Below are 25218 nucleotides of genomic sequence, written 5' to 3'. Positions count from 1 at the left end.
CCGATGGAGGAAGTGCCGTCGCTGAATCCGGTGGTGCAGGTGCGGGAGATCTTCGAGAGCCTCCCCGTCATCGTGCGGCGTCCGATCGAAATGGTGGTGTTCGGCGGCGATCTGCCCCGAGCCGATATCTCCCGGATGCGAGATCTCGCCACCGACCTGCGGGCGCGGGCCGGAGCGTTGAACGAGCACGCGCGGGACGCGGGAAACCTGCTGGCACAGCAGGATTCGATAGGCGCGTTCGGTGACGGATTGCGTGAGATGTTGCGTTCGCACCAGGCCGGCGCGGGCACCCTGCACCACCGGGCCGTGACCCTGGCCGATCAGGTGGACGGCGCGGCCAACGACGCGGAGAAGACGCTGTGCGTGATGTTCGCGTTCGGTGTCGAATTGGGCTGGCGGATAATGAGAATGCTGACCGCCGCCTCCGCCGCCGGTCCCGCCGGCGAACTGGCCGCCGTCCCGGCCGTCGAGGCGACCTTGGTCGAAGGGCGGGCCGAGGTCCAGCTCATGCGAGCGGGATTGAAGGAGGCCTACAGCCGGCTCGCGGCGAACACGATGGCCAAACTGTCGGCGTTGGGTTCGGTCAGGTTCGCGATGACGGTGGGCCGGGCGGCCCTGTTGCCGGTGGCCGTGGACGGGGGCGTGCAACTCCTGCAGGCCGCGCAGGGATACCGGAATCTGTCGCCGATCGGCGACGATCGCGAGAACCCGACCGGCATCGATCTGACGTCGATCCTCGTCGCGGGCGTGGCGGGCGCCGGCGGCGCCGTGGGCGGCACACTCGCTGCCCGATTCGCGCCGGCGGTGATCCCCCGGATGCAGACCAGCCGGACGCTGGCCGGACTGGTGCACGGGATCGCGGGCGGTGCGGCCGGTCTGAGCGCCGCGGCCATGATCACCGGCTGGCCGGACGACTTCGATCACGTGCTGGCGCCCATGCTCAACGGCGCCTTCGCCGGAACCGTGCACGCGCAACCCGGCGCCCACTCCGGATCCCGATTCGGCGCGGAGCCGACGGTCGACGGCAGCGGGATGTTCACCCGGCCCGATCTGCCCGCGGCCGGATCGCCGGTGAAGATCTCCGCGGAATCGAGGCAAGCGTGGGAGACCGCGCGTAAGGCATGGAACACCGCGCCCGACAAGGCGACTCCCGGTAGCGACGCGCCCCCGGCCGATGCGGCGGGCGGCAACGTGCCGATGGCGACTGACCGGGCGAGGCCGGGTTCGGTGCTCCCCGAGGGCTCGGGGGCGCCCGCCGCACCGCGGCAGCACGGGGCGACCCCGGTCCGCGCGGGCGAGACGCTATCGCCGACGGCCGGCGGGGAGAAGCCCGCGCGGACCGAGACCGCCGTGGACCCCGCCGGGCCGCGTTCCCCGGGCGGTGGCGAGCCCGGCCGTGGCGCACCCCAGACCCCGCCCCGGGTGACAGCCGGCGCGGAAACCGCTGCGCCGGCGAAGATTCCACCGGCATCCGGCGATCACCGATCCGGCACACTCGTCTCGGCCGCGCCGCATCCCGGCGCGGCCGAGGGTACGGCGGCGAACGACGGCGCGGCGGTGGGGCAGCCCCGCGGCGGCGAGGGGGACGGCTCCACGGCAGAGCGCGGCACGCAGGGGGAGCCCCATCCGGGCGGCGAGCAGGAAGGCGCTGTCGCGGACGACGGTGCGGCGGCGGAGCAGCCTCGGACCGGTGCCGACCGCGACGCCACGGGAGAGGACGGTACGCCGGACGCCGAGACCGGGGACCGTACCGCGGATTCCGGCCCGGAGGCATCGACGGACCGGAGTCCGGCCCCGGCGCCCGGCAACCAGGACGAGACGCCGACGCCGGCCCCTCGCGATCGAGCCGACGAGGTGCTGGCCGATTTCCACGAACGGTCGGGGAAGCAGGTCCCCGACGCGCTGAAATTGTCGAATCTGCCGGAGGAGGTGTTGCAGGCCGGACTGTTCCATCCCGACGCGAACGAATCGTTGATCGCCGGAATGGAAATCATCCGGAGGGAGACGGCCGAGGCGGCGCCGGGCGGGATGGTGCTGCGAGGGCCGCAGTTGGAAGGCGGGTTCGAGATGGCCCGGCGGCCGGTGCAGATGCTGCCGGGCCAGGGCAAGACGCTGATGTTCATGTCGTACTCGCTCCAGCAGGCGGTCCGCCACGGTTCGGTGCTGCTGGTGACGACCGCCGACGGCCTGGCATATCGGGAGTTCACCGAGTACAAGCGAGTGTTGAGCCGCTACGGGATCGACGTGTTGCGGGCCGATCAGCGAACCGGCTTCGGGACGGTGACGCGGGGGCGGCCGGCGATCGTGGTGGCCACCGGTGAGACGGTCGGGCACCTGTGCAACGCCGGTCACACGCCGCCCCGGCGAGCGGTGATCGACGAGATGGACGCGATCGTCGACCGCGGTGAGAAGACGTTCATCCGCTCCGAGATGGCGGCCGGCGCCGCGCCCGCGTCGACGGCGCGTGAGGTGTTCGCCGCTCACGACTTCCTCGCCGACGCCCTCGCGAAAGGCCGGCTGTCGCATGAGGATTTCGGCCTGAAGCAGCTCGCCGAAGAAGTCGACGTGCAACTGCCCGACGGAACCTTCGAGGTGGGGACGGAGTACTGGTACGACGGTCAGGCGGCGCTGACACCGGCGGGCCGGGCGAAGGTCGAGGCGCTGCCGGGCGGACAGCAATGGCTGGACCGGATGGGGTCCTCGCGGCTCGAGATGGCCGCGGCGGCGGAGTTCAGCACCCGCAACAAGACCCACTATGTGATGGATCAGGGCAAGATCGTCATCGTCGATCAGGGCGAGCACGGCCTGCAACGCAATCCGAAGACCTCGAGCGAATCCCGCTGGAGCGCCGAGCCGGGCAAAGCGAGTCTGGCCCAAGCAGTCGAAGCGAAGGAGATCCGGGCCGCCGAGGCCATCGGGATGAGCCGCGAGCAGCACGGGATCGTGGTGCGCGCGGACACCGACTCCGCCAGGAGCATCACCGCGGCCGAAATCTACGGCAGCGACCGTTTCTTCGATCACATCACCGGCGCCTCGGGCACGCTGACCGACCTGGGCCACGTGCTGAAGACGGTGTACGGGCTGGAGACGCCGCAGGCGATCGATCCGTTCAACGCGTCGCGGCTGATTGAGGGTCAGCCCGATGTGCACGAGAACACCAGGGCCAAGCTGAACGCGCTGGCCGGATACGCGCACCAGATGCGGGAGGGCGGCCAGGGGCGTTTCCAGGAAATCCTGTGCCACCGTAACGATCTGGTGGACAAGCAGGTCCGGGCGCTGCTGCGGGCGGGAGTGCCGCGGGAGGCGATCGAGGCGGTCGACGCCGATCGGATCGCCAAGTGGGGGGCGAACTGGGAAACCCAGCTGCAGAAGGTCTTCGACGCCGCCGGTGAACAGGGCAAGATCCTGGTCATCAACCGGCAGGGCCAGCGCGGTGTGGATATCGGGGTCTCGGATGCGGTGCTGGCCAAGGGGGGCATGCACGTCTGGATGACCGAGGTCCCCGAACAGTCCTACATCTACGAACAGGCCAAGAACCGCACCGCCCGCAACGGCAAACCCGGTACGGCACAAGCGTTGATGTCGCCGCAGGACGAACTGATTCGCAAGGCCATGCATCTGCGCGGGGTCCGCGAGGCGGTGGTCCAGTACGAGGACGCGGTCGCCGAGCATCGAGCCGATCCGACTCCCGCCACGCACGACAAACTCGTCGAGGCCGGCGACAATCTCGGGTCGCTGGTGCCCGCACTCCAGCAGCGTGCCCACCACCACGCGACATCCGGATTCATCCTGCGCTACGCACCCGTCACCGACCCGTCCGCTCTCATCACGGCGATGACACCCTGGCATCCAGGCGATCTCGGGCAGCCGGACCAGCCGGCGGACCGGTCCACGCGACTCGCCGACCTGCTGGGGATTCCCTCCCCGACCGCGACCGCCCTGGTGACAGCGCTCGACCGGGACGGCATGCTCGACCCGGACGAACCGCGCGGCGACAACGAGGCCGACCCCGTGGCCGGTGCGCTGCGGCGGGCCGGCCTTCCGTCTTCGGTCGTGGAGACGTTGCGTCAGCACCTCGACGCGACCGCGCCCGGAATGGCCGTGCAGTACGCGCTGCTCACCGACGAGCAGGCCCTCGACGACCTCACCCCGCGGCGCGACCGGCTGGCCGCGACGATCGGCTGGGATCTCGCGGATATCGAAGGCGCGGAAGGGCTGCGTCATGTCGGCGCCGCGGTGACCGCGGCCCAGCACGATCTGGCCCGCGCCCTGGGTGTTCCGGTCGCCGACGTCACCGCCGCCGCGGCCCGGGATGTGCTGGGCGAAGCCATGACTCGGGAGCTGACCGAGGACGACGCCCGGCCGCTCGGCACGGATGCCGCCCCGGTGGCTCGGCCGGACGCCGAATCGGCCGACGACGCCGCGACCCGAGATGCCGTGGCCGAGAACGTCGTCGCCGCGGCATCGCTGTACCTGGCCACCGCCGCCCTGCTCGATCTGGTGTCCGAGATACATCGGCGCAGTCCGAACAGCTGCGTCAACAACGGCGTGACGGCCATGCGCGTGCTGTGCCCGGAGAACGCGGATCGGTTCACCATGCCCTCCGGTGGAATACCGCTGCGGGGCCACAACTGGGACACCGTCAAATCATCCTTCCGGCACGGCTCACCCAGAGCATCGAGGTCGCTGGATCAGGCCGTCGAATCGCTGAAACGACAGCCGGGCGGGGTACAGGTCCTGGTCTACAAATGGAAGAACACCGAAGCACAGGGCAGCGGCGACGCCGACAATCACCTGGTGCTGTTGGTCAACGACAGCGAACCCGGTGATCCGCCGAACCTGGTCGTGGTCGATCTGTCCGCCTCCCGGGACGGCAGGCGCGACAACGACTTCGGCCCGAAAGATCTGACGGACCGCCGGGCACTGTTGAACAAGGCCGTCGCGTTCGACGCGTGGCAACGCGAACAGCAGCCGTTCATCGACCAACTGCCCGAGGCCGAGCGTGCTTTCTGGACCATCGATTTCGACAGGTCCGGGGACCTCGTCACCGCCCCGGCTCGCCGCGACGTACCTCCCGCCGAGATCATGGACCAGCCGGTCCCGGTGGACGAGGAGCTCGAGCGCGATGTCGATGAGGTGTTCTCGGACTGGCGGGGCGACGAGCATCGGACCCCCGAGCGGGCGTCGAGACCGGCAGCCGAACCCGTCAACACCGGCAGCCGCCCGCCGGGCGCCCCGGATCCCCGCGCTTCCGGCCGCGACAGCCCAAACATGTCGGGCCCAGGCTCGCCGATGCGAAAGGAGTTGCGCGAAGCCCTCGGCTATGTGGAGCCCGTCGACGGTGATCCCGCCGTGCTGCGCGACGCGCGTGCCTTCGTCATCGAGTGCTTTCTGGAGTACCAGCGGCGAGGACAGGGGGAATCGGCCGCGGCGGTCAATGCTCGCAGGCTCATCGTCAACATCCGGCGACGCGCCAAAGCGGATAAGGCCCTCCTTCCCGACCGTCTCGCCGACCTGTATCGGACGGGAGCGACCGCGGCGACGTGGAAAGAGGTCTGGACACGCACCCGGCGAGCCGCGCCTGCCGGTCCGGATCCCGTGCACGCCACCCGAGAAGAGCTCGCCCGCTGGGCAACTCGGCTGTCGGATCAGGATCTGCGCACTCGTCTCGCCGACGGACAAGCCGACATCTCGGCTCATCTCGCGGCCGTGCGCGCCGGACGGCCACCGGCGATCGCGGTGGCTGTCGCGACGGCACGGGAACAGACCGCACTGGCCGCCGAACAATGGCGCCGGATCGCCGGCATCGGGTCCGAGTCGCCGATCGCCACCGCGGAGGCCGCCGCCGGCGTATTCGAGATCATCGGAGCGCTGCGCGGCGCCGGGATGCGGCCCGCGCCCGAGGGCGACGATCTCGACGTATTGGCCCGATTCCCGGAGCGAGTGGTCGCCGCCACGGAAATCGGCACCGAACGGATCATCGATGCGGCCGAGTGGGCGAGACTCGCCGACGACCACCTGATCTCGGCCCGCGACGGCGACTGGGATCCGGAATTGATGCGATCGCTGCGCTCACTGCCGTCGCTCGCGGCCGAGTTCGCCGCGGCCCGCACTGCCTCGGACCGGGCCTTCGGCGCGGCGGCGCGGCGGTATATCCCGGATGCCTACCGGGCGGCGCTCTATTTCCTGACCCATACTCGCGATGCCGAGCGGGCGACACATCTGCTCCGCGATCTGGACCACGCGGTGGCGGCATCGGTCGACCGGCTCGGATCCGCCCCGCCGGTCACGACGGTGGGGCTGTCGCTGTTCCAGCTGCGCACGGACATTCACCAGGCGATCGCGGACGCCGGAGCTGCCACCGCCTCCGCGATGCGGGCCGGTACTCGGCAGGCTCTCGCGGACAATCCTGCCCTGCCGGGGATGATCGAGCGGATCGTGGGCGATCTCGATGCCCTGGCCCGGCACGGTGCCGAGGCGCCGCGACGGATGCGGCCGTCCTACACCGCTCACCGCAGCGCGTACGACGATCTGTTCGACGACGGCGGTGGCCGATACCCCACGGTCCGTGTGCGAGCCGTCGGTGTGAACGCCGGGAATTTCGTCGCGCCGAGCGGCTCCGCGTTGGAACCGCTGCGAACCGGAACGCACGGAATCTCCTTCGTGATGGATCGGTGGGGACGAATGCTCGCCGGGAACGACCACGAGGCCCTGCTCCACCTGATGTCGGCGATGGGGGACGAGCTGGCCGGTTGGGGCACGCTGGCCACCGACGACACCGGGCGTCCGGACGGGCAGGTACATCCGTACCGGGTGGACGAGATCTCCGATCCGATGGGCACCGCCCAATTGCGGGATGTGCTGGCGCGCGGCGGACTTCACCTGGACGACACCACCTTCGACAACGAGAGCCAAGGCCTGCTGTGGCAGGGCCATCCGCCGCCGGTGTCGAGTGTGTTCGGCATGGACGCGGTCGGCTTCCGCGACAGTGTCGAGGCGATATTCGCAGGTTATCTCGGGCAATTCTGGGTCAAGCCGGTTCGCGACGAGATCACGGTGCGCCCCGATGAGGTTCGGGTGCCGCTCACCCTCGCCCCGATCCGCCGCGCACCCGGACATGTCGAGGTGGTCGCGCGTCGCGAGGGCGATCGCACGATCGTCCGGTATCGCAACCCCGACCCCGGGGCCGAACCCGAGCAGGTCGCCCGCGTCTTCGCCGAACTGCATCGGCGGATGGACCGATGGGTGGCCGAATCGGACGGTGTCGACTGGCATCCGGACACCGCGGAGGTGGTCCGCGCATTCGAGCGGCATCTCGATGGATCGGAGCAGGCCCAGCCCGGCGGAAGCATCGGCAGCCGTCCATCGGATTCCGTTCCCGAGCCGGGTGATCCGGTCCGAGGGGCGGCGGCGGTTCCGGACCCGGCCGAGGTCGAGCCGTTCGGCCGATGGCTGCGAGCCGCTCGCACATCCCTGGGCATGTCGCGGGGAGACCTGGCCGCCCGCATGGGTGTGCCCGGTTCGGCCACCTATATCGGTTCGTTCGAGCGCGGTGTCACGCCCACCCGCGACATGATCGTTCGGATCCTCGAGGCTTTGGAGGTCGCCGACGATGTGGCCGAGGCGGTGCTGCGGGAGGCGGCGAACGCGGAGATCGACGCGCTGCCCGATCCGGCGGAGCCCAGATTCACCTCTCCCAACGCCTGGATCGTGGCCGCACGCCAGCGCAGGAAGATGCCGCAAAAGGATCTGGCCGCCCGCGTCGGCCTGAGCGTCTCCCAGTGGGCGCCGAGAGAACGTGCCACGAACCCTCGAACCAAGGCGTTTCAGATCACTCGGGAGCAGGCACAGCGCGCACTCGACGCGTTGGAGGCCACCGACGAGGTCGTCGGCAGGTTCATGGGGAAGTTCTATCCGGATGCCGCCACCGACACAGCCTCGCCGGACAGTCAACCCAATCCGTCCGGTCTCATCGGCAGTCGTCCATCGGACGGCGAATCTCCGTTGCCGGCTTGGCACGGTGTCGATCCGGTCCTGGTCGCCGCCGAATTGTCCGCCACCTGGCCGCGTTTGGAGCGGGTCGTCGGATTCGACCACCCGGGTGCCGATCCCGAAGCGCTGCGGGAGATCGCGCGCGCCATCGACGACCTCTACACCCGGTACCCGCACATCAACATCCGCGAGGTCCGGGTGGTCGATCCGAGCGAGTTGCCGAACGAGGAGGCCGGCGCGCACACCGATCCGACGACCTATCGGGACGGCGAGCCGGGCAGCATCATCAAGGTCAACCTTCGCCGGGTCGTCGACGCCCGCGGATACCGCGATATGCGCGAAGGATTCGTTTCCTCCGGTCTGCACCGCCGCGGTTCCGAGGTCAGACCGTTCTACCGCCTGATCCAGCACGAAGGCGGCCATGCCCTCCAGGAGGTCCGGCCGTACACCCACCTGATCATGGCCGACCTGCTCCGCACCTACCTCGACCACACCGACCGCCGGCTCCCTTTCGTCGTGTGGCTCGACACGGGCCCGGAGAAACTGACGGGATACAGCTACATCTCCAACGCCCGGGGGCGCCGGAATGTGCGCCCGTCCGAAGCCGGCCCGGAAGCGTTCTGGGCCGGCGAGGCCGAACCACTGCATCCGCACAGTCCGCTCGGGACCGTCTATCAGCTGGCCAGCGGCCGGAAACCGATCGACTACCGGCCGCTCGAGTTCGCGCGCAACATGACGCGGACCTACTGGCCGGCCCCCGAGCCCGGCGTCTCCGTCGAGGAGATGTTCGTCGACGTCGGTTCGAACCGATTCCGGGTGGTCGCGGAGCAGCTCACCCCGGGCGCCGGATGGCGCATCGCCTCGGCGAACGGCGTCTTCCCCGAACACGACGTGCTGGCGAACGCCTTCTCCCATCTGCGAGCCGGCTCCCCCGCGGAACTGAACGCCGAGATCGCCCGGGCGCTGAGCGGCGACCCCGCGGCACCGCGGGACGAGGACGGACCGCGCGATCGGCAGTCCGAGCAGTCCGACCATCCCTTTCGGGTCCTCGACGACCCCGGGATGTCCGGTGATCGTGAGGTCGAGCCCGGCTATTGGGGACATTACGGGGCGGCCGGCGTGCTGGTCCGGCACGTGAACTCCGACGGCGACGAGATGTTCCTGATCTGCAAGTCGAAAAGAGGTTTCTCCCAGGGGAATTGGCAGCTTCCCGGGGGAGCGCTGTGTGCCCGGGAAACCCCGGCCCAGGGTGCGGCCCGCGAGCTGAGCGAGGAACTCGGCGCCGACGCGGAGTACCTGGCCGGCCTGAGGCATCGGGGCACACAGGTGATCAGCGGGCCGCGCGGGTGGAAATACCACGTCCTCGTCGCAGACGCGCCGCGGCTGCTCGACCCGGTGGTGGACGACGAGGAAACCGGGGAAGCCCGGTGGGTGAGCCGCGAGGAGCTGGCCGGGATGGCCGGCCGCGGCGAGCTGCATTCGGCACTGACCAGGAATTTGCCTCGCGTACTGGGCCTGTTCGAGCCGGATGCGGCCGAACCGGTCGTGCCGCCGGTCTCCGGCTCGGCAGCGGTCGTGGCCGATCGGCCGGAGGGCTTCCGGCCGAAAGCGGCGTTCCGCACCCTGGATCCGACGATGTTCGACGAGTACACGGCGCTGTTCGAATTCGGGCAGGCCACTTTCGGTGATCCGACTCGCACGGCCGAGGTGGCGCGGCGCAACGAGGAATTCTTCGCCCGCTACCCGCAGGCTCGCGAGTCGGCCGTAGCAGGCCAGCTGCTGCAATACCGAGCCGTGGTCGGTGAGATCGAGAAGCTGGCGCACGCCCTCGGTACGCCCAGCGCCGAACTCCGCGCACAGCTGCAGCGCGAACTCGTCGGCCTGGTCGAGGGCAAGCCGCTGGCGGTCCGGATGAGACAGGAGGCCCTGTTCGGCCTGCTCGCCGACGGCCGGTTCAAAACACAGTTCGAGGGGACGCTGGGCGGTGGCCACCGCGGTGATGTGGCACGGCTGGAGGACCGGTGGTTCGGCAACGCCGAGAACATGGACCCGCGGCTGCGGCCGGTCTACGCCCATGTGCTCATCGGCGGTGAACGCCAGGCCGGGCTGTCGGATGCCACCGTCTCGGCGGGGTCGTCCGATATCAAGCGCACGCTGTACACCGAGAAACTGGCGATGTACGGCCGGATCGAGGTGGTACTGAAAGACGATGTCCGGCAACGGGCCACGGTCTGCGTCGGCGATTCGCTCGTCTACTCCGGCGCGGTGTTCGGCGGCAAGCAGGCACGGACCATCCCCTCACCGCTGCTCGACCCGCAGCCGGAATCCTTCGGCGTCGGCCCGGTGTCCGAGAAAGCCTCCGAGGAAGATCGCGCTCTGGGCGGGACGAACCGGGATTACCTCGGCCAGCGTTTCCGTCAGCACCAGTTCGTCGAATGCCATATCCACGGCGGTCTCACCCTCGCCGACATCGACCACGTCAACCTTCCGGAACCACCCGATCCCGAGCTGCGCGCCGCACTCGATCGCGCGGGCGTACCGTGGCGCGTCCTCGACAGTCACACCATTGCCCGCAGTGGTGACGCCGAAGCCGTTGCGCGAGAACGCCGGCGACTCGAAGAGGACCTCGCCGTGGTCGAGGCCAGGGTCGCCGAGATCCGCCGGGAACTCGAGATCATCGAGCGCGGCGACGCCCCGCGCCGGCGGGCGTGGTCCGAACGCAGCCGAGTCGAACTGCGCAACGCCGAAGCGATGCGCGACCGGATCCTGGAAATGCTCGCCCCGCTCGACACCGGACCGTCGGGGCGTATCGGCAGCAGGCCGTCGGACGGCACGGCCGACCGCGCTCGCCGCGCCGGGTACCCCGCGGGCATTCCGGACGGTCTGTCGCTCACATCCGCCGAGACCGAGATATTCACCCAGGCCCGGAATGGCGCGACGCACGACGACATCGCGACCGCGCTCGGGATCTCCGAACGTGATGTGCGGGCGAGACTGGCCGCTGTCCGCCGCAAGCTCGCCGATCAGCGAGCGAGACTGGTGACGGCGAGCCCTCTCGGCGGCCCGGCCACCACCTCCGAATCCGACCGTTTCCGAGCCGCCATGTACGCCGCCCTGGTAGGCGCCGGGCAGCCGGATCCACGGCAACTGATCGCGGAGGCCAGTACAGAGCAGCTGGAACGCACTGTGCGAGGTTCGGATCGTCGGCGCCTGCCGGGCCCTGCCCGCGGCGGAACGCGCGGACTCGTGATCCGCAACATGACGCTGCTCGCCGCCGCGCGATCGGTGAGCACGCTTGCGGCCGAACACAACCGGGCGCAAGCGATGCTGGCCACCGCGCTGGCCGAGGCGAGTCCGGCCGAGCTGCAGGCGGTACTGGACGAACTCGGCGCCGCCGAACGCCGGATTCTGGCCGACCGGTTCGGGCCGGCGCCGTCGGCTGCCACGTTCGAGCCTCCGGACTCCGTGCGCAGCATGCGCGCCGTCGATATCGTCCGGCACGTCGCCGCCGAGCTGGCGGCCCGCGCGGCAACGCCCGCCGCCGACGACCGCGACGACCTGCTCGCGGCGGTGGGGCACACGAATCAGCTTGCCGCCCAGACATATACCGCCAACGAATGCCTGGACGCGGTCATGGAGTGGCTGGACCGGCAGGAGCCGGCGCACGCGGATGCGACCACGCCGTCCGGTGGGCGCTCGCTGCCCGTGGACCACGGTTTCGACGACGAACAGCAGCGGGTGGCCGGCGAGGCGCTCCGCACGGGCGGCTTCGACAACGCGGATGCGTTGCAGCGCTGGGGAAATCGACTACGGGCGACCTCCGCACGACGCCGTGCGACGGAGAACGCCGAATGGTGGGACTCGCTGAGCGACCCCGCGGAACCCGGCGGGCTGAGCGCCACCCAGCGGGCCCTCATCCAGGTCCATCCGCACCGGATCGGTAACGCCGACGGCCTGCCTGCCGTCATCCGCGACCACGCCAACCGGCTGGCGATCCGCCGTGACCTGGACGAGTTCATCGCCCGGAAGCCGACCGGGGCGGGAATGCTCGACTGGGTCCGGACCGGACTCACCACCGCCGAGCGAAAGCAACTCAGCAACCTGGTCCACATCCGAAATCACCTGCGACAGCTGGACCGGCAGGCCGCCGGGATATCGGGCAACCCTCCGGTGCACCTGCTGTCCTTCGACTCGACCGCCTTCGACGGCAAGGGAAAGGTCGTCGCCGCGCTCGGCAACGTGGACACCGCACACACGGTGAATTGGCATGTGCCCGGCACGAATACGACGGCGGCATCGCTGGCCTACCAGTTCAAGCCACTGCGCAATCTGTACGAGGAGACGCGGCGGGTCGATCCGTCGCTCGAACTGGCCTCGATCATCTGGATCGGATACGACGCGCCGACCGGGCCCGTGAACACCGGTTTCGTGAAAGCCGCCTTCCGGCGCCGCGCCCGGGTCGGCGGCGACCGGTTGCTGTGTGACATCGCGGCCCTGCACGCCACCCGGCGTCGCGCCGGAACCGGCGACCCCGGTCGGCTCGTCAACCGGCTCTACGGCCACAGCTACGGTTCGGTCACCGTGTCGTACGCGGGCCGCGACGGCAGGCTCGGCGGTCTGATCAGCTCGGTCATCCTCGCGGGGTCGCCGGGAGCGGGTCCGCTCCGCGACGCCGCGGCGTTCGGCATCGGCGCGCACAACGTCTATGTTTTCGCGTCGTGGCGCGATCCGGTCACCATGTTCGGAGCCGACCGGCCCGGTGCCGGAAGCCGGGTCCATCACCGCGTCGGCCACGGCATCGATCCCGCCACCGAGGCATTCGGCGGACAACGAGTCGGCGCCGAGTATCCCGACTCACCGGATTTCGCCGGGGCCGAGGCCGTGCATCAGGGCTATCTACTCCGCGACGAGGAGACCGGGGAGCCCAACGAAGCGCTGGCCAACGCCGCGCAGATCACCGCCGGACGCGGCGACACCCTTGCTCGGGTGGAGCCTCGCCGAGCCGGTAACAGAGCGCTCGCGCGACCCGCCGATCCAGAACGCGGGCGCTACGCCGAGCGGGCCGGCGATACCGAGCCGGTCGCCGCGGAGTTCGGCGACGCCGCCCCGCCGGACGGGCTCATCGGCAACAGGCCCGACGACGATCGACGGAATCAGCGGCGAGCGCCGTGGAGTCAACGGCGGGCGGGAACCGATCCGAGTGTCCGGCTGGCGATCGCTCACGGCGCCGCCGAACGCCGCGCGCGGCTGCTCGCCGAATTGTCCGGCCTGCTCGCGCCGTACGGTGTCGATCCCGCGGAACTGCTGCGGACCGGTTCGCCCACCTGGGAGACGTGGTTCGCGCGATACCGGGAGGTGCGTCGCGACCTGGTCGGCATGCTCGAGATCGACCGCGGCGCGGCGGTGGATGACGAATGGATCCGCCATGTGCTCGCCGACTGGCACGAAAAAGGCTGTGCTACAGAGGAAATAAGCGCTCTCGGGCGCGAATTCGACGAAAAGCTACCTATCGCGAGGCTTGTCGACGACATCCAGCGTCTGGACGCGTGGGCGCGCACGGTCGAGGCGGTGGAAGCGGAACTGGCGCGTCGCGCGGCGGAGTTGCCGGGACTGATCGGCCGGGTACAGGGCCTGATCCGGGCGGCCGCCGACTTCCGGCCGCTCGGGGAATTCGTCCGGGTACCGAGCGCGGCACTCGAGACGGCGAACCGGCGGGCCGCGGCGCGGCAACTCCTGGAGGAACAGGCGCTCGATCTGTTCGCCCTGGGGACAACCGTCGCGGAGGACGCGCGGGCGTCGTTCGAGCCGTCGAATCAGCGGCTCCTCGCGGCGGCCCGGCGCTACCGCCTGTCGTCGCTGGATTCGCGGCACGGCATGGCATTGCTGAGCGCTCGGTTGCGATACCTCGTCGAGGCGGTCCAGGACCCCGAGAACGAGATGCCGGTGCCGGCCGATATCGAGGAACTGCGTCGGTTGGCGGTGGAGGCGAACGCGGCGGTCGAGCGCTACGACACGACCCACCTGCTGACTACCGACCTGGCCGTGACACTCGACCATCTGAATCGGACGCTCACCGGTGTACCCGCCGCGGCGAGCGGGACCTCGTGGCGGCTGTCCCAGGCCCCCGATTCGGCGCTGTTCCCCGAGCGCCTGGCCGCCGTGCGTGACGATGTCGCGAATCGGCGGAATCGCATGATCACTGCCCTGCTGGACGGTGCGACCGGCGAATTCGACTACGACATCGCGGCGCACGACGACGTCGACGCCGGCGTCTATTACCGGATGTGGCTGGCCGACCTGCTGTCGGAGGAGACCGACCCGCCGGAGTCCGGCGAACGCTCCGATCGGATCGACACCGCCATTCGGCTCATCGGCGAAACATCCCGGGCACGTGGTCGACTCGGTCGAATCGATACGGTGCTGGCCGCGCTCGACGAGGCCGGACATCGGATGACACTGGGCCGGCGGATGCTCGTCCGCCTGATGTCGGAGCACCTGCGGAAGTATCCGCTGGACCGGCGGATGGGCCGGGGAGAACTCGAGCCCGATCTGATGACGATCCTCTCGGCGGTCCGCCGCTGCGAGGCCGCACTGCCCGGTGACGGATGGGCGGAGTCGACCCCCGCGCAGGTGCGCGGGCGCGTGGACGAATGGCGGCGCGCCGGCGGTTCGCCGCACGTGGCGCACGAGGCCGAGCGCTACCTCGGGCTGCGGCAATTGGTCGAGGCATTCGACGCCGAAACCTTCTGGAGCGATTGGTATTACAGCCTGAGTGCGCACGGAGCCGCTCTCGAGCGCCTGATCCGCGGCCGGCACGCGGCCGAGCAGGCCGGTGACGAGACCGCCGGAATCGACAGATTCGACGCGGATCTGGACAACTGGCTGGATGCCGCGATGAACACCGTGGGGCGGGCGGGCGGACCGGAGATCGGACCCGAGGACCCGACCGGCTCCATCGGCGCCCGGCCCTCGGATGCCGTGACGGCGATCGCCGGCTTGCCGGAACGAGCCGGCGCCGGTGATCCCGACCTGGTGCTGGACTTCGCCCCGGAGGATCGCGACGGCGCGGAGGCGGCGGTGGCCGCGCTCGCCGATCTGCTGCGCGCACAGGGCTGGCGCGATCCGGCGCAGGCGGCCACGGCACCCGAACTGGTGCGCCGCGCGGTAGCGGAAGGGCGCAACTACCTGGCCGCCTATCGAGCGGATCTGTTGCGGCAGTTGGCCTCCGTTCCCGAGGACCGGCGTGAACAGGCTCTGCGCGGTCTCGGGATGCGGCTCACGGCCCGCCTGTCGACGGCCGCCGACGGCGCGCGGTCGCTGCGGGTATCCGTCGAATGCTCCCAGTACCGGCCGCCGTACCGGCCCTACGAGCCGCACGGAACGGAATGGCCGGCGCGGCTGCACAGCGCCCGCACCGTGGGACCGGCGGTGCGCGAGCTGTTGCCGGCGGCGACACGCGCCGGGATCGAGCAGTGGGGCGAGGTGTGGGCCGACTTCGACGAACCGCCCACCGGAGCACCCGCGACCCTGCCGCCCCCGCCCGCCACCGCCTACGAGGCGAAGGCGCGCATGGTGCGCGCGCTGTACGACGACCATCACGTGCGGTTCACCGGCTGGGAGGACGACGACGTACCACCGGAGGCGCTGGAATCCGTCATCCGGCACGCCCGCGCCCGGTTCGCCGAGTTCGGCAGGCTGCACCTGCGCGAGATCCGCATCGCGGACACCGACGAGGACACCGGCGCGACACTCGGTCGCGCTGCCGGGCATATCCGGTCACGCGGTTCCGGTGATCCGTTCGGCATGAACCATTACGTCACCCTCACGATCAACAGGGCGCGTGTCATCGACCCGGCTCGGCATCGGCAAGCCACGGCGCTCGACATCGCCGCGCACCACATGGCGCCGATGGCCGATGCGCTGGGCGGGGTATTCGATCACGAGTGGCGGCACGTGGTGGACTCTTTCACCGGATACCGGTTGTCGCGTATCTCGGAGCCGCTACTGGCATTCGTCCACTCGCACTATCTGCGGCGCGGTCTGCTCCCGCCCGCGCTGACGTTCCAGCAGTGGCGCAATCAGATTCCGAGCTACGGCTTCACGGAGGGCCCGGACGGCGGATACAGCTGGTACGCGCTCGAAGGGTTTGCCGAAGGCAGCCGCGCGGCCACGGCGGATTCGTCGCTGGGGCCGACACATCCTGCCCATGTACTGGACTGGTTGGCCCGCCGCTACCTCGACGGCACGCCGCCGGAGCACGTGCTGGCGGACTGGCTGGCCGATCACCCGGCGGTCGTTCCCGATTTCCCCGACACTCCACACAGTGACGCGCTCGGGCTGTACCGCAATTACCGCTTGGCCCGGGACGGGGGCGATAGCGCCCTGGCCGAGGCCTGGTGGAACAGAATCCTGCAGAGTATTCCGACGCCGGAAGGCCGAACCTATATCCAGCGGTGGATGGACAACGGCCGCGTGCTGTCGGAAGTCACGATGCGACGCGGCGGCCCGCTGCGGGCGGAGCTGGACCGGGCGCTGATCGAGGACCTGCGCCGGGCCTTCGACGGTGAGATCGTCGCCCACGTCACGGCGGACACGCTGTGGCACGTGCTGGCCGACGGCCGGTTCCCGAACGGATTCGAGCACACTCAGCGTCCGGGAGGTCCGCGCCTCTCGCTTGCCGAGCTGGCCCAGCTGGAGTACGCGCTGTTCGGCCACCCGACGAGCCTCGGGCCGGAGCGCCGTCCCACCTATTGCGAGATACGAACCGGCGCAGCCCATTCCGTGTCGCGATCGGACACGTCGTTCGGACCCGCCGACATCCAGGTCGTGCTGGGCGCGCACGTGGCCGCCCGGACCACCGCATGCGTCGGGGACGTGCGGCAGGCGCCGGTATTCCCCAGCCGGCTGAGCGACCCGCGGCCGGAGTCGTTCACGCCGGACCAGAATCTGGTCCAGGCGCAGGTCCACGGTGAGCTGACCCTGACCGACGTCGACCACCTGGTGTTCCTGCGTCGCGCTCCGGGCCGCGCGCTGCGAAACGCGCTGGCGCAAGCCGGAATACCGTGGCGAACGGCTGCGGGCATCCGGCCTTCCCGCAGTCGAGAGGGACTACCTCCGGCCGAACGGACGCTGCCCGCACCCGAACGGGCCCGAGCTCGAGCGCGATTCGACGCGGTGGCTGAACGCGACGCGTTGCTGCGCACCGTGGTCCCCGGAATCCGCGGGCCCGCGGCCGATCGGCCGGCGGCAACCGGCGGCGCCCCGACCGCCGGGCCGTCGGGCCTGGTGGGCGCCAGGCCGTCGGCGCGGGAAGTGGCCACGGCGATCGAACACGTGCCGCAACAACCCGGTGCGACCGATCCGGATCTGGCCTTGGAGTTCGTCCCCGGAGACGAGGAGCAGGTGGAGGCGGCCGCGAGCGCACTCGCCGACCTGTTGCGCGCGCACGGCTGGCGGGAACCGGCGCACGCGGCCGCGGTCTCCGACCTGGTGCGGCGAGCGGGCCACGAGGCGCTGGACTTCCTGGATCGGTCGTTCCGGACCTTGCGGCGCGAGCTGGGCATCCCTGATCAGCTCGAGATCAGCCCCGACCATGCGGCGCGGCTCACCGTACGACTGTCGACCGCACCCGATGGTGCTCGCTCGCTCCACGTTTCGGTCGAATGTGATCAGACCCGGCCGGTGTACGCGCCCTATCTGGACACCACGCCCTGGCCCTCCCCGCTGCACAACGACCGGGAGGTCGGTCCCGGGACTCGCACTGTCCTGTCCGCGGCGACCCGGTCCGGGGTCGAGCCGTGGGGCGAGGTGTGGGCGGATTTCACCGAGCCGCCGACCGATTCGCCACCGCGGGAACTGCCGCCACCCGCTACGCCGCGGGAAGCCAAGGCGCGGATCGTGCGCGCGTTGTACGAAGACCTGCACCTGCGATTCGGTGGCTGGGAGGATCCCGAGATCCCGCCCGAGGCCGTGGCGGTTCTCGCCGACCGCGCGCGTGTTCTGATCGGCGAGTTCGGTCGGCGGCGACTACGCGAGATCAGAATCGAGCACAACACATCGAACGGCGTGACCTTCAGCGAAGGTTCGGTCGACCCGGCCGGGCTGAACCACCACACGACGATCGTCCTGGACACGCGGTATCTGCTGCAGATGCTCATCCTCCACGAGATGCCGGTACTGCGCGCCCAGTTCGAAGAGCACGAAGCCAACGGCTTCTGGGGCCGGTCGGACGATCTGCTGGGCGGCACCCTCGATCACGAGTTCCGGCACATGCTGGACGCGGCCACCGGATTCCGCCTGTCCGCGCGGTCGGAGCCGTTACTCCGGCTGGTCCACGCCGATCTCGTCGCTCGGGGGCTGCTGCCCGGGGAATTCACCTTCCAGCGCTGGTTCGACCAGCTGCCCGGTTACGGGCGCACCGCCCGACCGGTGGACGGGGTTTCGATGCGCGCGGTGGAAAACTTCGCCGAGGGTGGCCGCGCCGCCTCCGCCGACCCGGCGCTGCACGCGACCCACCCGGCGCGCGTGCTGGACTGGCTGGCCCGCCGCTATCTCGATGACGCCGTGCCGGATTCGGCCGAGACGGCACTGCGCGATTGGCGGGCCGATCACCACGACCTCACCGCCTACGTGCCGGGCACGGATACCCCCCGTGACTCCGCACTCGAACATCCCTCCGTCCGCTTGGCCCGCGACGCCGTGCCGCCGGCCGAACCCGGATTGTCCCGACTCGTGCGGGGCACCCGCAACGCCGCCGAGCGGGTGCTCGAAATGCTCGGTGAGACAGGCGATCCGGACCGCCGTCGCGCGATCCGCGAGGCGCTGGAGGAGTTCGAGGCGGCGGTGGCCACCCTGCGGGAGGAACGGAGCCTGCGCGCCGAGGCCGCCGCCGAGTACGACCGGGCCGACGCGGGCAACGCTCTCACCGACGAACTGGCGACACGGCGGGACCACTACACAGCCCGGGTGGCCCGGCAGGAGTACCGGATGCAGTCCGCCGCGGCGGAACTGGCGGTGATCGTCGACTACCACGACTCCGGCGGTTCCGAGGAGATCCCCGGGACCGACGGCCCCGTGGGTTCCATCGGACACCGTCCTTCGGAACGCGCGGCCACATTGTCACCGGATATGTCCGCGGCGGACATTCGGGCGGCGGTGGCCGCAATGCTGCGCGGCGCCGAGGATCTACCGGCGGTACCTCCGTCGCAGCTGGCGGAGGCGGTCACGCTGGCGGCGAACCACGGTCTTCGCGCCGCCGGTGGAGACGGAGTCGGATTGTCGTCGAGGACGACCCGGACGGCCACCGGATACGCGATCCGCGGGACGGTCGCGGGGGTCGCGGTTCCGCATCCGAGGGGTGTGCTGGCGGACTCCTGGGGTGGTGAGGTGTTCGGCGAGTGGGAGTGGGCCGACCGGGGAGACGGTGCGGATCCGTCGTGGTCGGTGCGGTTGTGGGGTGGGCGCAAGACCTTCCGGCGACTGGCGGGCGAACTGCCTGCCCAGCTCGCCGAACTGGTATCGAACTTCGATGTGCGGCACGCGGATTCGCTGTTGACCGAGGCGGTGCAGGTCGCGGCGAGCCGTAAGGGCGTGGGACGCGGTGGGATGCTGGTCGTCGAAGGCGAAGACGGCCGGCTGCGTGTGCGGGTCCGGGAGGGCGTCATCCCCACCGTGGGTATGCCCGACAAGTACGCGCGGACACTGCCCCCGGCCGGTCGGCCCGATTCCATCGGCAGCAGGCCGCACGACGAGGGCACCGCACTCCGCATCGCGCCGTTCGACCCCACCCGGCCCGAGGGGCGTATCGGTTCCAGCCCGACCGGCGGGTACGGTGCGACACCGGATGTGGTGCGGATTCAGCCGATGACGGGACACCCCGGGGTCTGGCGCGAGCTGATCACCTACCGGGACGGGGTGCGCGTCATCCGGGAGACCTACGACCACGCCGAACGGGCCATCACGGAATGGACCAACACGCTGATCGGCCGGACCATCGGCGCACCGATTGGTGAGGTGCGGCTGGACGCGCCCGAATACCATGTCCTGTACCGGGATTACGAACCCGACAGATGGGGTAGCGGCGATCCCCGTGCGGCCGACATGCTGGGCATCTACGAAGCCGTCATCGGCAAGGAAAGTCCCTTCTCCGACGTTTTCGTCCGCACCGTCGGCGGTCGTCGGGTCTGGCGCGATCATCACGTCCGCCGGCGAGACATCGCGGACATCGGTGCTCAGGTCGATTACCTGGGGGACCTCCTGTCGCAGATAGCGTTTCCCGATTGGGCCGTGCTGACGATGTTCGACGCACGGAGTACGGCGATGCGCGCGCTGCGTGAGATGGCCCAGCACGCCGAGCATCCGCTGCGCGTGGCCGGGCTCGACGAGGAGACACAGGCCAAGACCCGGCTGGTCGAGGAATTCAAGCTCAGACACCCCTATATCGAGGTCGCCGGGTTCGAAAGTCCCTGCACCGCGAAAGCGGCGGTCGAGGAAATCCTCGGAAGGCTCGACGGTCTGCTCGACAAGTACCGATACACCCCCGGTTTCCGGAAACTCATGACCAACATCCGCGGGCTGCGGATCGATTTCCTGTTGTGGGCGCGTGCTGTGGCGAGCCCCAGGTACGACGAAGCCGCGGATGCCATCGTCGGTACGGACTTGACGTTCAACCTGCGCTTCGCGGCCGACCGGGACATGGCTGTCGCCGATAGCGGCCGGCGTGCCGCGCGCGGATCGCATCCGAGCTCCGGGCGGCCGCACGAGGACGACGCGTTACACGAGTTCGTGCACGCGATCGACCACGCCACCAAACGGGAACTGAGCTGGAATCTTCCCGCCGTGTTACGCGAGGCCCACGCGAAGCTGACGCGGCTCGGCCTCGTGGAGAACTACGAGGAGTGGCTTCGCCACCTGTCCTGGCACGCGTTCACCACTTCGGCGAAGGACGTACTCCAGCCCGCGGAAGCCCTGGCCGTCGGGTTCTGCGACGCGGAGATCAGCGGTCTCGTCGTCGGGACCCCGCAATGGGTGATCCACGAATACGTCACGAATCTGCGACCGCCGCGGATGGAGCCGGGCATCCGGATCGGCGCCCGGCTCACCGAGCCCACCGGATCCATCGGCGGCAGGCCCTCGGATCCGGCGCCGACCTCTCGGGCCCCTCGTGTCGGGGACGATACCGGTGGCGGGGCCGCCCGCCGGATGGCCGGGCCCGCGGACCCGTACGACGCGTCCGCCGACTCACAGGCGCCTCCGGGGGAGAGGTTCGCGGCGCTCATCGGCATCGGTCTCGTCGCCGGGGTGAGGCGCGTCGATCCGCTGCCGGGGCCGGCCGGAGTCCGGCTGGAACTGGTGACCTTCGACAACGGCTACCAGGCCGTCAGGGAGAGCTACGACGACATCGACAGCGCCATGGGGGAATGGCTGAACTCGATGATCGGTGCGGCCATGGGCGCCCCGGTGGCCGACACCTGTCCGCAGCCCGGCGATTACACGGTCCTGTATCGCGAACTGGTACCCGGCAAACCGGCGAACACGGTCCTGCCGCAGTCCACTGCCCGAGCCTATGACCTCGGACTGGTCGACGAGGACCTCAACCCGCAGCAATGGGAACTGGCCGCCGTATTCGGCCCCGTGGATCGGCGCCATCTCGACTCCGCCGCGGCCGATCTGCTCGGGCTGTTCGATGCCGCGACCGGCACGCGCCGCGGCACCGGGCAGTGGAACATCGACCCGGACGGCGCAGTGTGGGCCGGCCGGGGCGCCCGGGCCGGCGAGGACACCGGGCCGAGCCCCTTCGCCGCGAAGTTCGTGCGGCGGGTCGACGGAAGCACGGTGTGGCGAGACCACCCCCTGCCACGGCAGGACATCACCGCCCTCCGGGAGCAGGTGTCCTACGTCGGGGAACTGGTGGAGCACCGGCTGGCCGACCTTCCGAAGGCGCATCGAAAGACGTTGCACGCCGAGCACGGCCGGGTGCTGGCGGCGCTGGCCCGGGCGGAGCAGCACGCCGTCCACACTCCCGACGAGACCGCGCACGTCAGTGGGCTGAGTGTGGACGCGCAGGCCAAAGCCCGGCTGGTGGAGGAGTTCACCCTCGCCCATCCGTACTTCGCGATCGCCGGTTTCGACCATCCCCTGCTGCCGGTCGACGCCGCGCGGGAAATCCTCGAGACACTGGACGAACTGCTCACGAAATACCGCTACACGCCCGGGTTCCGCAGGCTCATGACCAATATTCGCGGGCTGCGGATCGACTTCCAGGATCATCCGGACGTCAACGCCGAGACCGTGTTCGACGGCGACTATAGGACCACCTGGATGACGTTCAACCTGCGACGGGCCGCCGATCGCGCCGCGGCCCTCGAGGCCGACCGCGAAGACGGCACGACCGGGTTTCATCCGTCCAGCGGACGCCCCTACCACGACGATGTCGTCCACGAATTCGGGCACGCGATCGACCACGCCAGTGGGAACAGACTCAGTGAGGCCATCGACACCGTGCTGCACGACGCGTGGGAAGCGCTGCGCCGGCACGGCCTGCTCGACGAACCGTACGACGAATGGCTTCGGCGCCTTCCGGAGGCGGCCTTCACCAGCATGGCGAAGGACACGCTCAACCCGGCCGAAACGGTGGCGGTCGGATTCATCGACGCGGAGATCAACGGCATCGTCGCCGGGACGCCACAGTGGGTCATCCATCATTACCTCACCACGTCGCGGCCACCGGATATCGCGCCGCCGACCGGACTGATCGGCAGCAGGCCGCCGGCTCCGGATGATGCCGGTCAACCGTCCCGATGGGAGATGAGCGCGGCCGAGCGGTCTCTGCGGAGTCGAGGGCCGGGTGTCGAAGAACGTATCCACGCCGGGGCGAACGAGAGCTTCGTGGTGAACTTCGGCGCGGCGGGGATCGGTGTGTATCGCCCCGGCTCCGGGGAGTACCACCGCATGATCGAAGACGGCTACGAGCAGATATTTCTCGTTCCGCCTTCGGGTTTGGCGGTCCGGATCGTCGCCACGGCGCGCCTCGACGAGAAGATGGCGGAGCTCGCGTCCGCGTTCGACCCGGAGCTCGGAGCGGGCCAGGTTCCGATCGCGACGCTGTGGTCGGGCAGCCGGGGGCCGGGCGCACTGATCATGGGCGCACCGGACCTCGAAACACCGCCGCCGTTCGCCGAATTGGACCAGGTCCGGCGCGATCTCGCCATCGTTCGCGGGTACATCCTGGGGGAGTGCGATCCGGAGGATGGACACTATGTCACCGCGGGCGCCGGAAACGCTGTTCTGATGGTCAAGGACGGCAATTGCCTGCCCGACGGCCCCCATTCCTTCTCGATGGCGGAACGCCTTCTTCCCGACGGGAGCTTCACGCTCTATCCGCAGAACGTTCCGGAGTTTCTCGGGCATGCCGTCGAGCGGGCCGACCCTCGGCTTCACCCCGTGGCCCTGGCTGTCGTCGAGGGATTGCGGCCGGAGTGGCTCGACGACGTGCTGACGACACTCGGCATCGAGCGGTCCGCGATCGACGCAGCGCTGGCACGTCTTCGCGAAATCGCGGACAACGGCCGGGTTCTCGGGGATCACTGGCCGTATTCGACGGAGTTGGTGAACGACTTCGAGATGCCTCCCGAATACCTGGTCCGGGATGCGTCGATCGACAGCGAGCTGCGGCGGGCCGAACGGTTGGTACCGACTCGGGATTCCTACGACATGGTGCCGTTGGACACGGATGCTCGTGACACGGTACACATCCCCCGGGGATCGGAGAGTTCGCTCCTGCTGAAGGTGGTGGACGGCAGATTCGTCGGCCCCGACGGCAAGCCGTACACCTCACCGTTTCTGGAGCAGGTCGGTGTCCGGGATGTCATCAGCCTGGTGATGGGACCGGAGATCGGTGACGCCTATCGCGCCGGTCGCAATCATCTGGATCTGTACGACAGATTCCCCCGGTCCGAACTGGGCGTACCGGGTTATGGGGTCTGCTCGTTCGTCGCCGGGCAACCGGAGGACATCGAACCCTTCGCCAATGCCTTCGGCCATTCCGCGGACGAACACGCGGGAGGCCGGCGCACGTTCGATACGCGGAAGATGATGCAGGCCGCGACACAGCTCAGATACGACTTCCGGACGCGCGGTGTCGATCTGTCCGGCGACCGCTTCCGGGACGAGATCCGAGGGACGCTGTGGCGCTCACCGACGACCGGCCCGACCGTCGGTGAGCTGATCGATCGAGGCGCCGAGGCCGCCCGGGAACTGCTCCCCGGATTCGGTGCCGACGACTTCTGGGTGGCGATCGAAAGACTCGAATCCGAACCCGATCGCTTGGTCACCACCTTGTCGCTGAATCCGGTCCTTTTCGAATCCGGCGAGGTCGATCTGGAGTGGCGTCGCGTCGAAGGGGAGACGACAGCGCGCGTCACCCGGGTGGACCTGGGACAGGATCCGGTGCGGGTCGCCGAGGCGCTGTGCGAACTGGACGCGATGGTGCGGCAGTGGCTGGCGCCCTCGGGTGTCCGGTTCATCGGGGGCGCCGCCGGTCCGGCCGAGCTGACGGTGCGTGAGCCGCACTCCGGCGGTCGCCCGATGTCCGCTGAACAGGTGGGTACCTGGACGGCCGAGCGCCTGCGGGCGTTCGGATGGCACGCCGACGGAATCGATGCCGTCGCCGGCGCCCTCTCGGAACTGGCCACCCGCGCGCCCGGTCTCGGTCACTTCCGCATCGAACTGCGGACCTTCGGGGAGCCCGGCAACCGGACCCTTCTCGCCCGGACGATCGAAATCGATGTCGCGCAACCGGATTCGACGGGTCCGTCCACCGCGTCGGCACTCCCGCGCGCGCTTGCCGGCATTCCGCACACCGTCGGTGTCTCCGAACTGGCAGCGGGCCGTTCGGTCTGGTTCACGGTGGAGGAGCGCGCCGGATCGGCCTCGACCCGCGCGGCTTCGCCCGGGGCGACCGCGATCGTCCCGGGTGAGGAGGATCAACGACACTCTCGCCGCGGCCGAACGCCCTGGAGCGCGGAGCGTACCGGCACCGATCCGCGGCCGGGGCACAGTGACACCGAGACCGGCGAAGGCACCTCGAATCCCGAGGGCCGCATCGGGAGCCGGCCGGAGGCGGGGTCGCGGCGGACAGCCACGCCGTGGTCGTCGGTGGCGCCCGCCGACGCCGCCGGCGGCGGCCCCCGGCAATGATCGCGGGCGGGTGTGTGGCCGGCGGTGGGC

The 25218-nt window shown here is 69.9% G+C and carries 1 protein-coding gene; it reads left to right on the top strand.

The genetic code is table 11. The features are described 5' to 3' along the window. Window positions 1–3 precede the first annotated feature (3 nt). Window positions 4–25188: an alpha/beta hydrolase gene (locus LKD76_RS23475; protein WP_227983570.1), complete on the top strand. Its 25185-nt coding sequence runs from the start codon at window positions 4–6 to the stop codon at window positions 25186–25188. The last annotated feature ends 30 nt before the right edge of the window (window positions 25189–25218 follow it).

It is taken from the genome of Nocardia spumae (assembly GCF_020733635.1).
GTDB lineage: Bacteria > Actinomycetota > Actinomycetes > Mycobacteriales > Mycobacteriaceae > Nocardia > Nocardia spumae.
The sequence above is the reverse complement of the archived record's forward strand: the minus strand, read 5'-3'. Positions and strand labels throughout refer to the sequence as shown.

Bases quoted from the DNA above. Each gene is read 5' to 3' on its own strand.
- LKD76_RS23475 (WP_227983570.1), top strand. From the start codon at position 4: ATGGAGGAAGTGCCGTCGCTGAATCCGGTGGTGCAGGTGCGGGAGATC.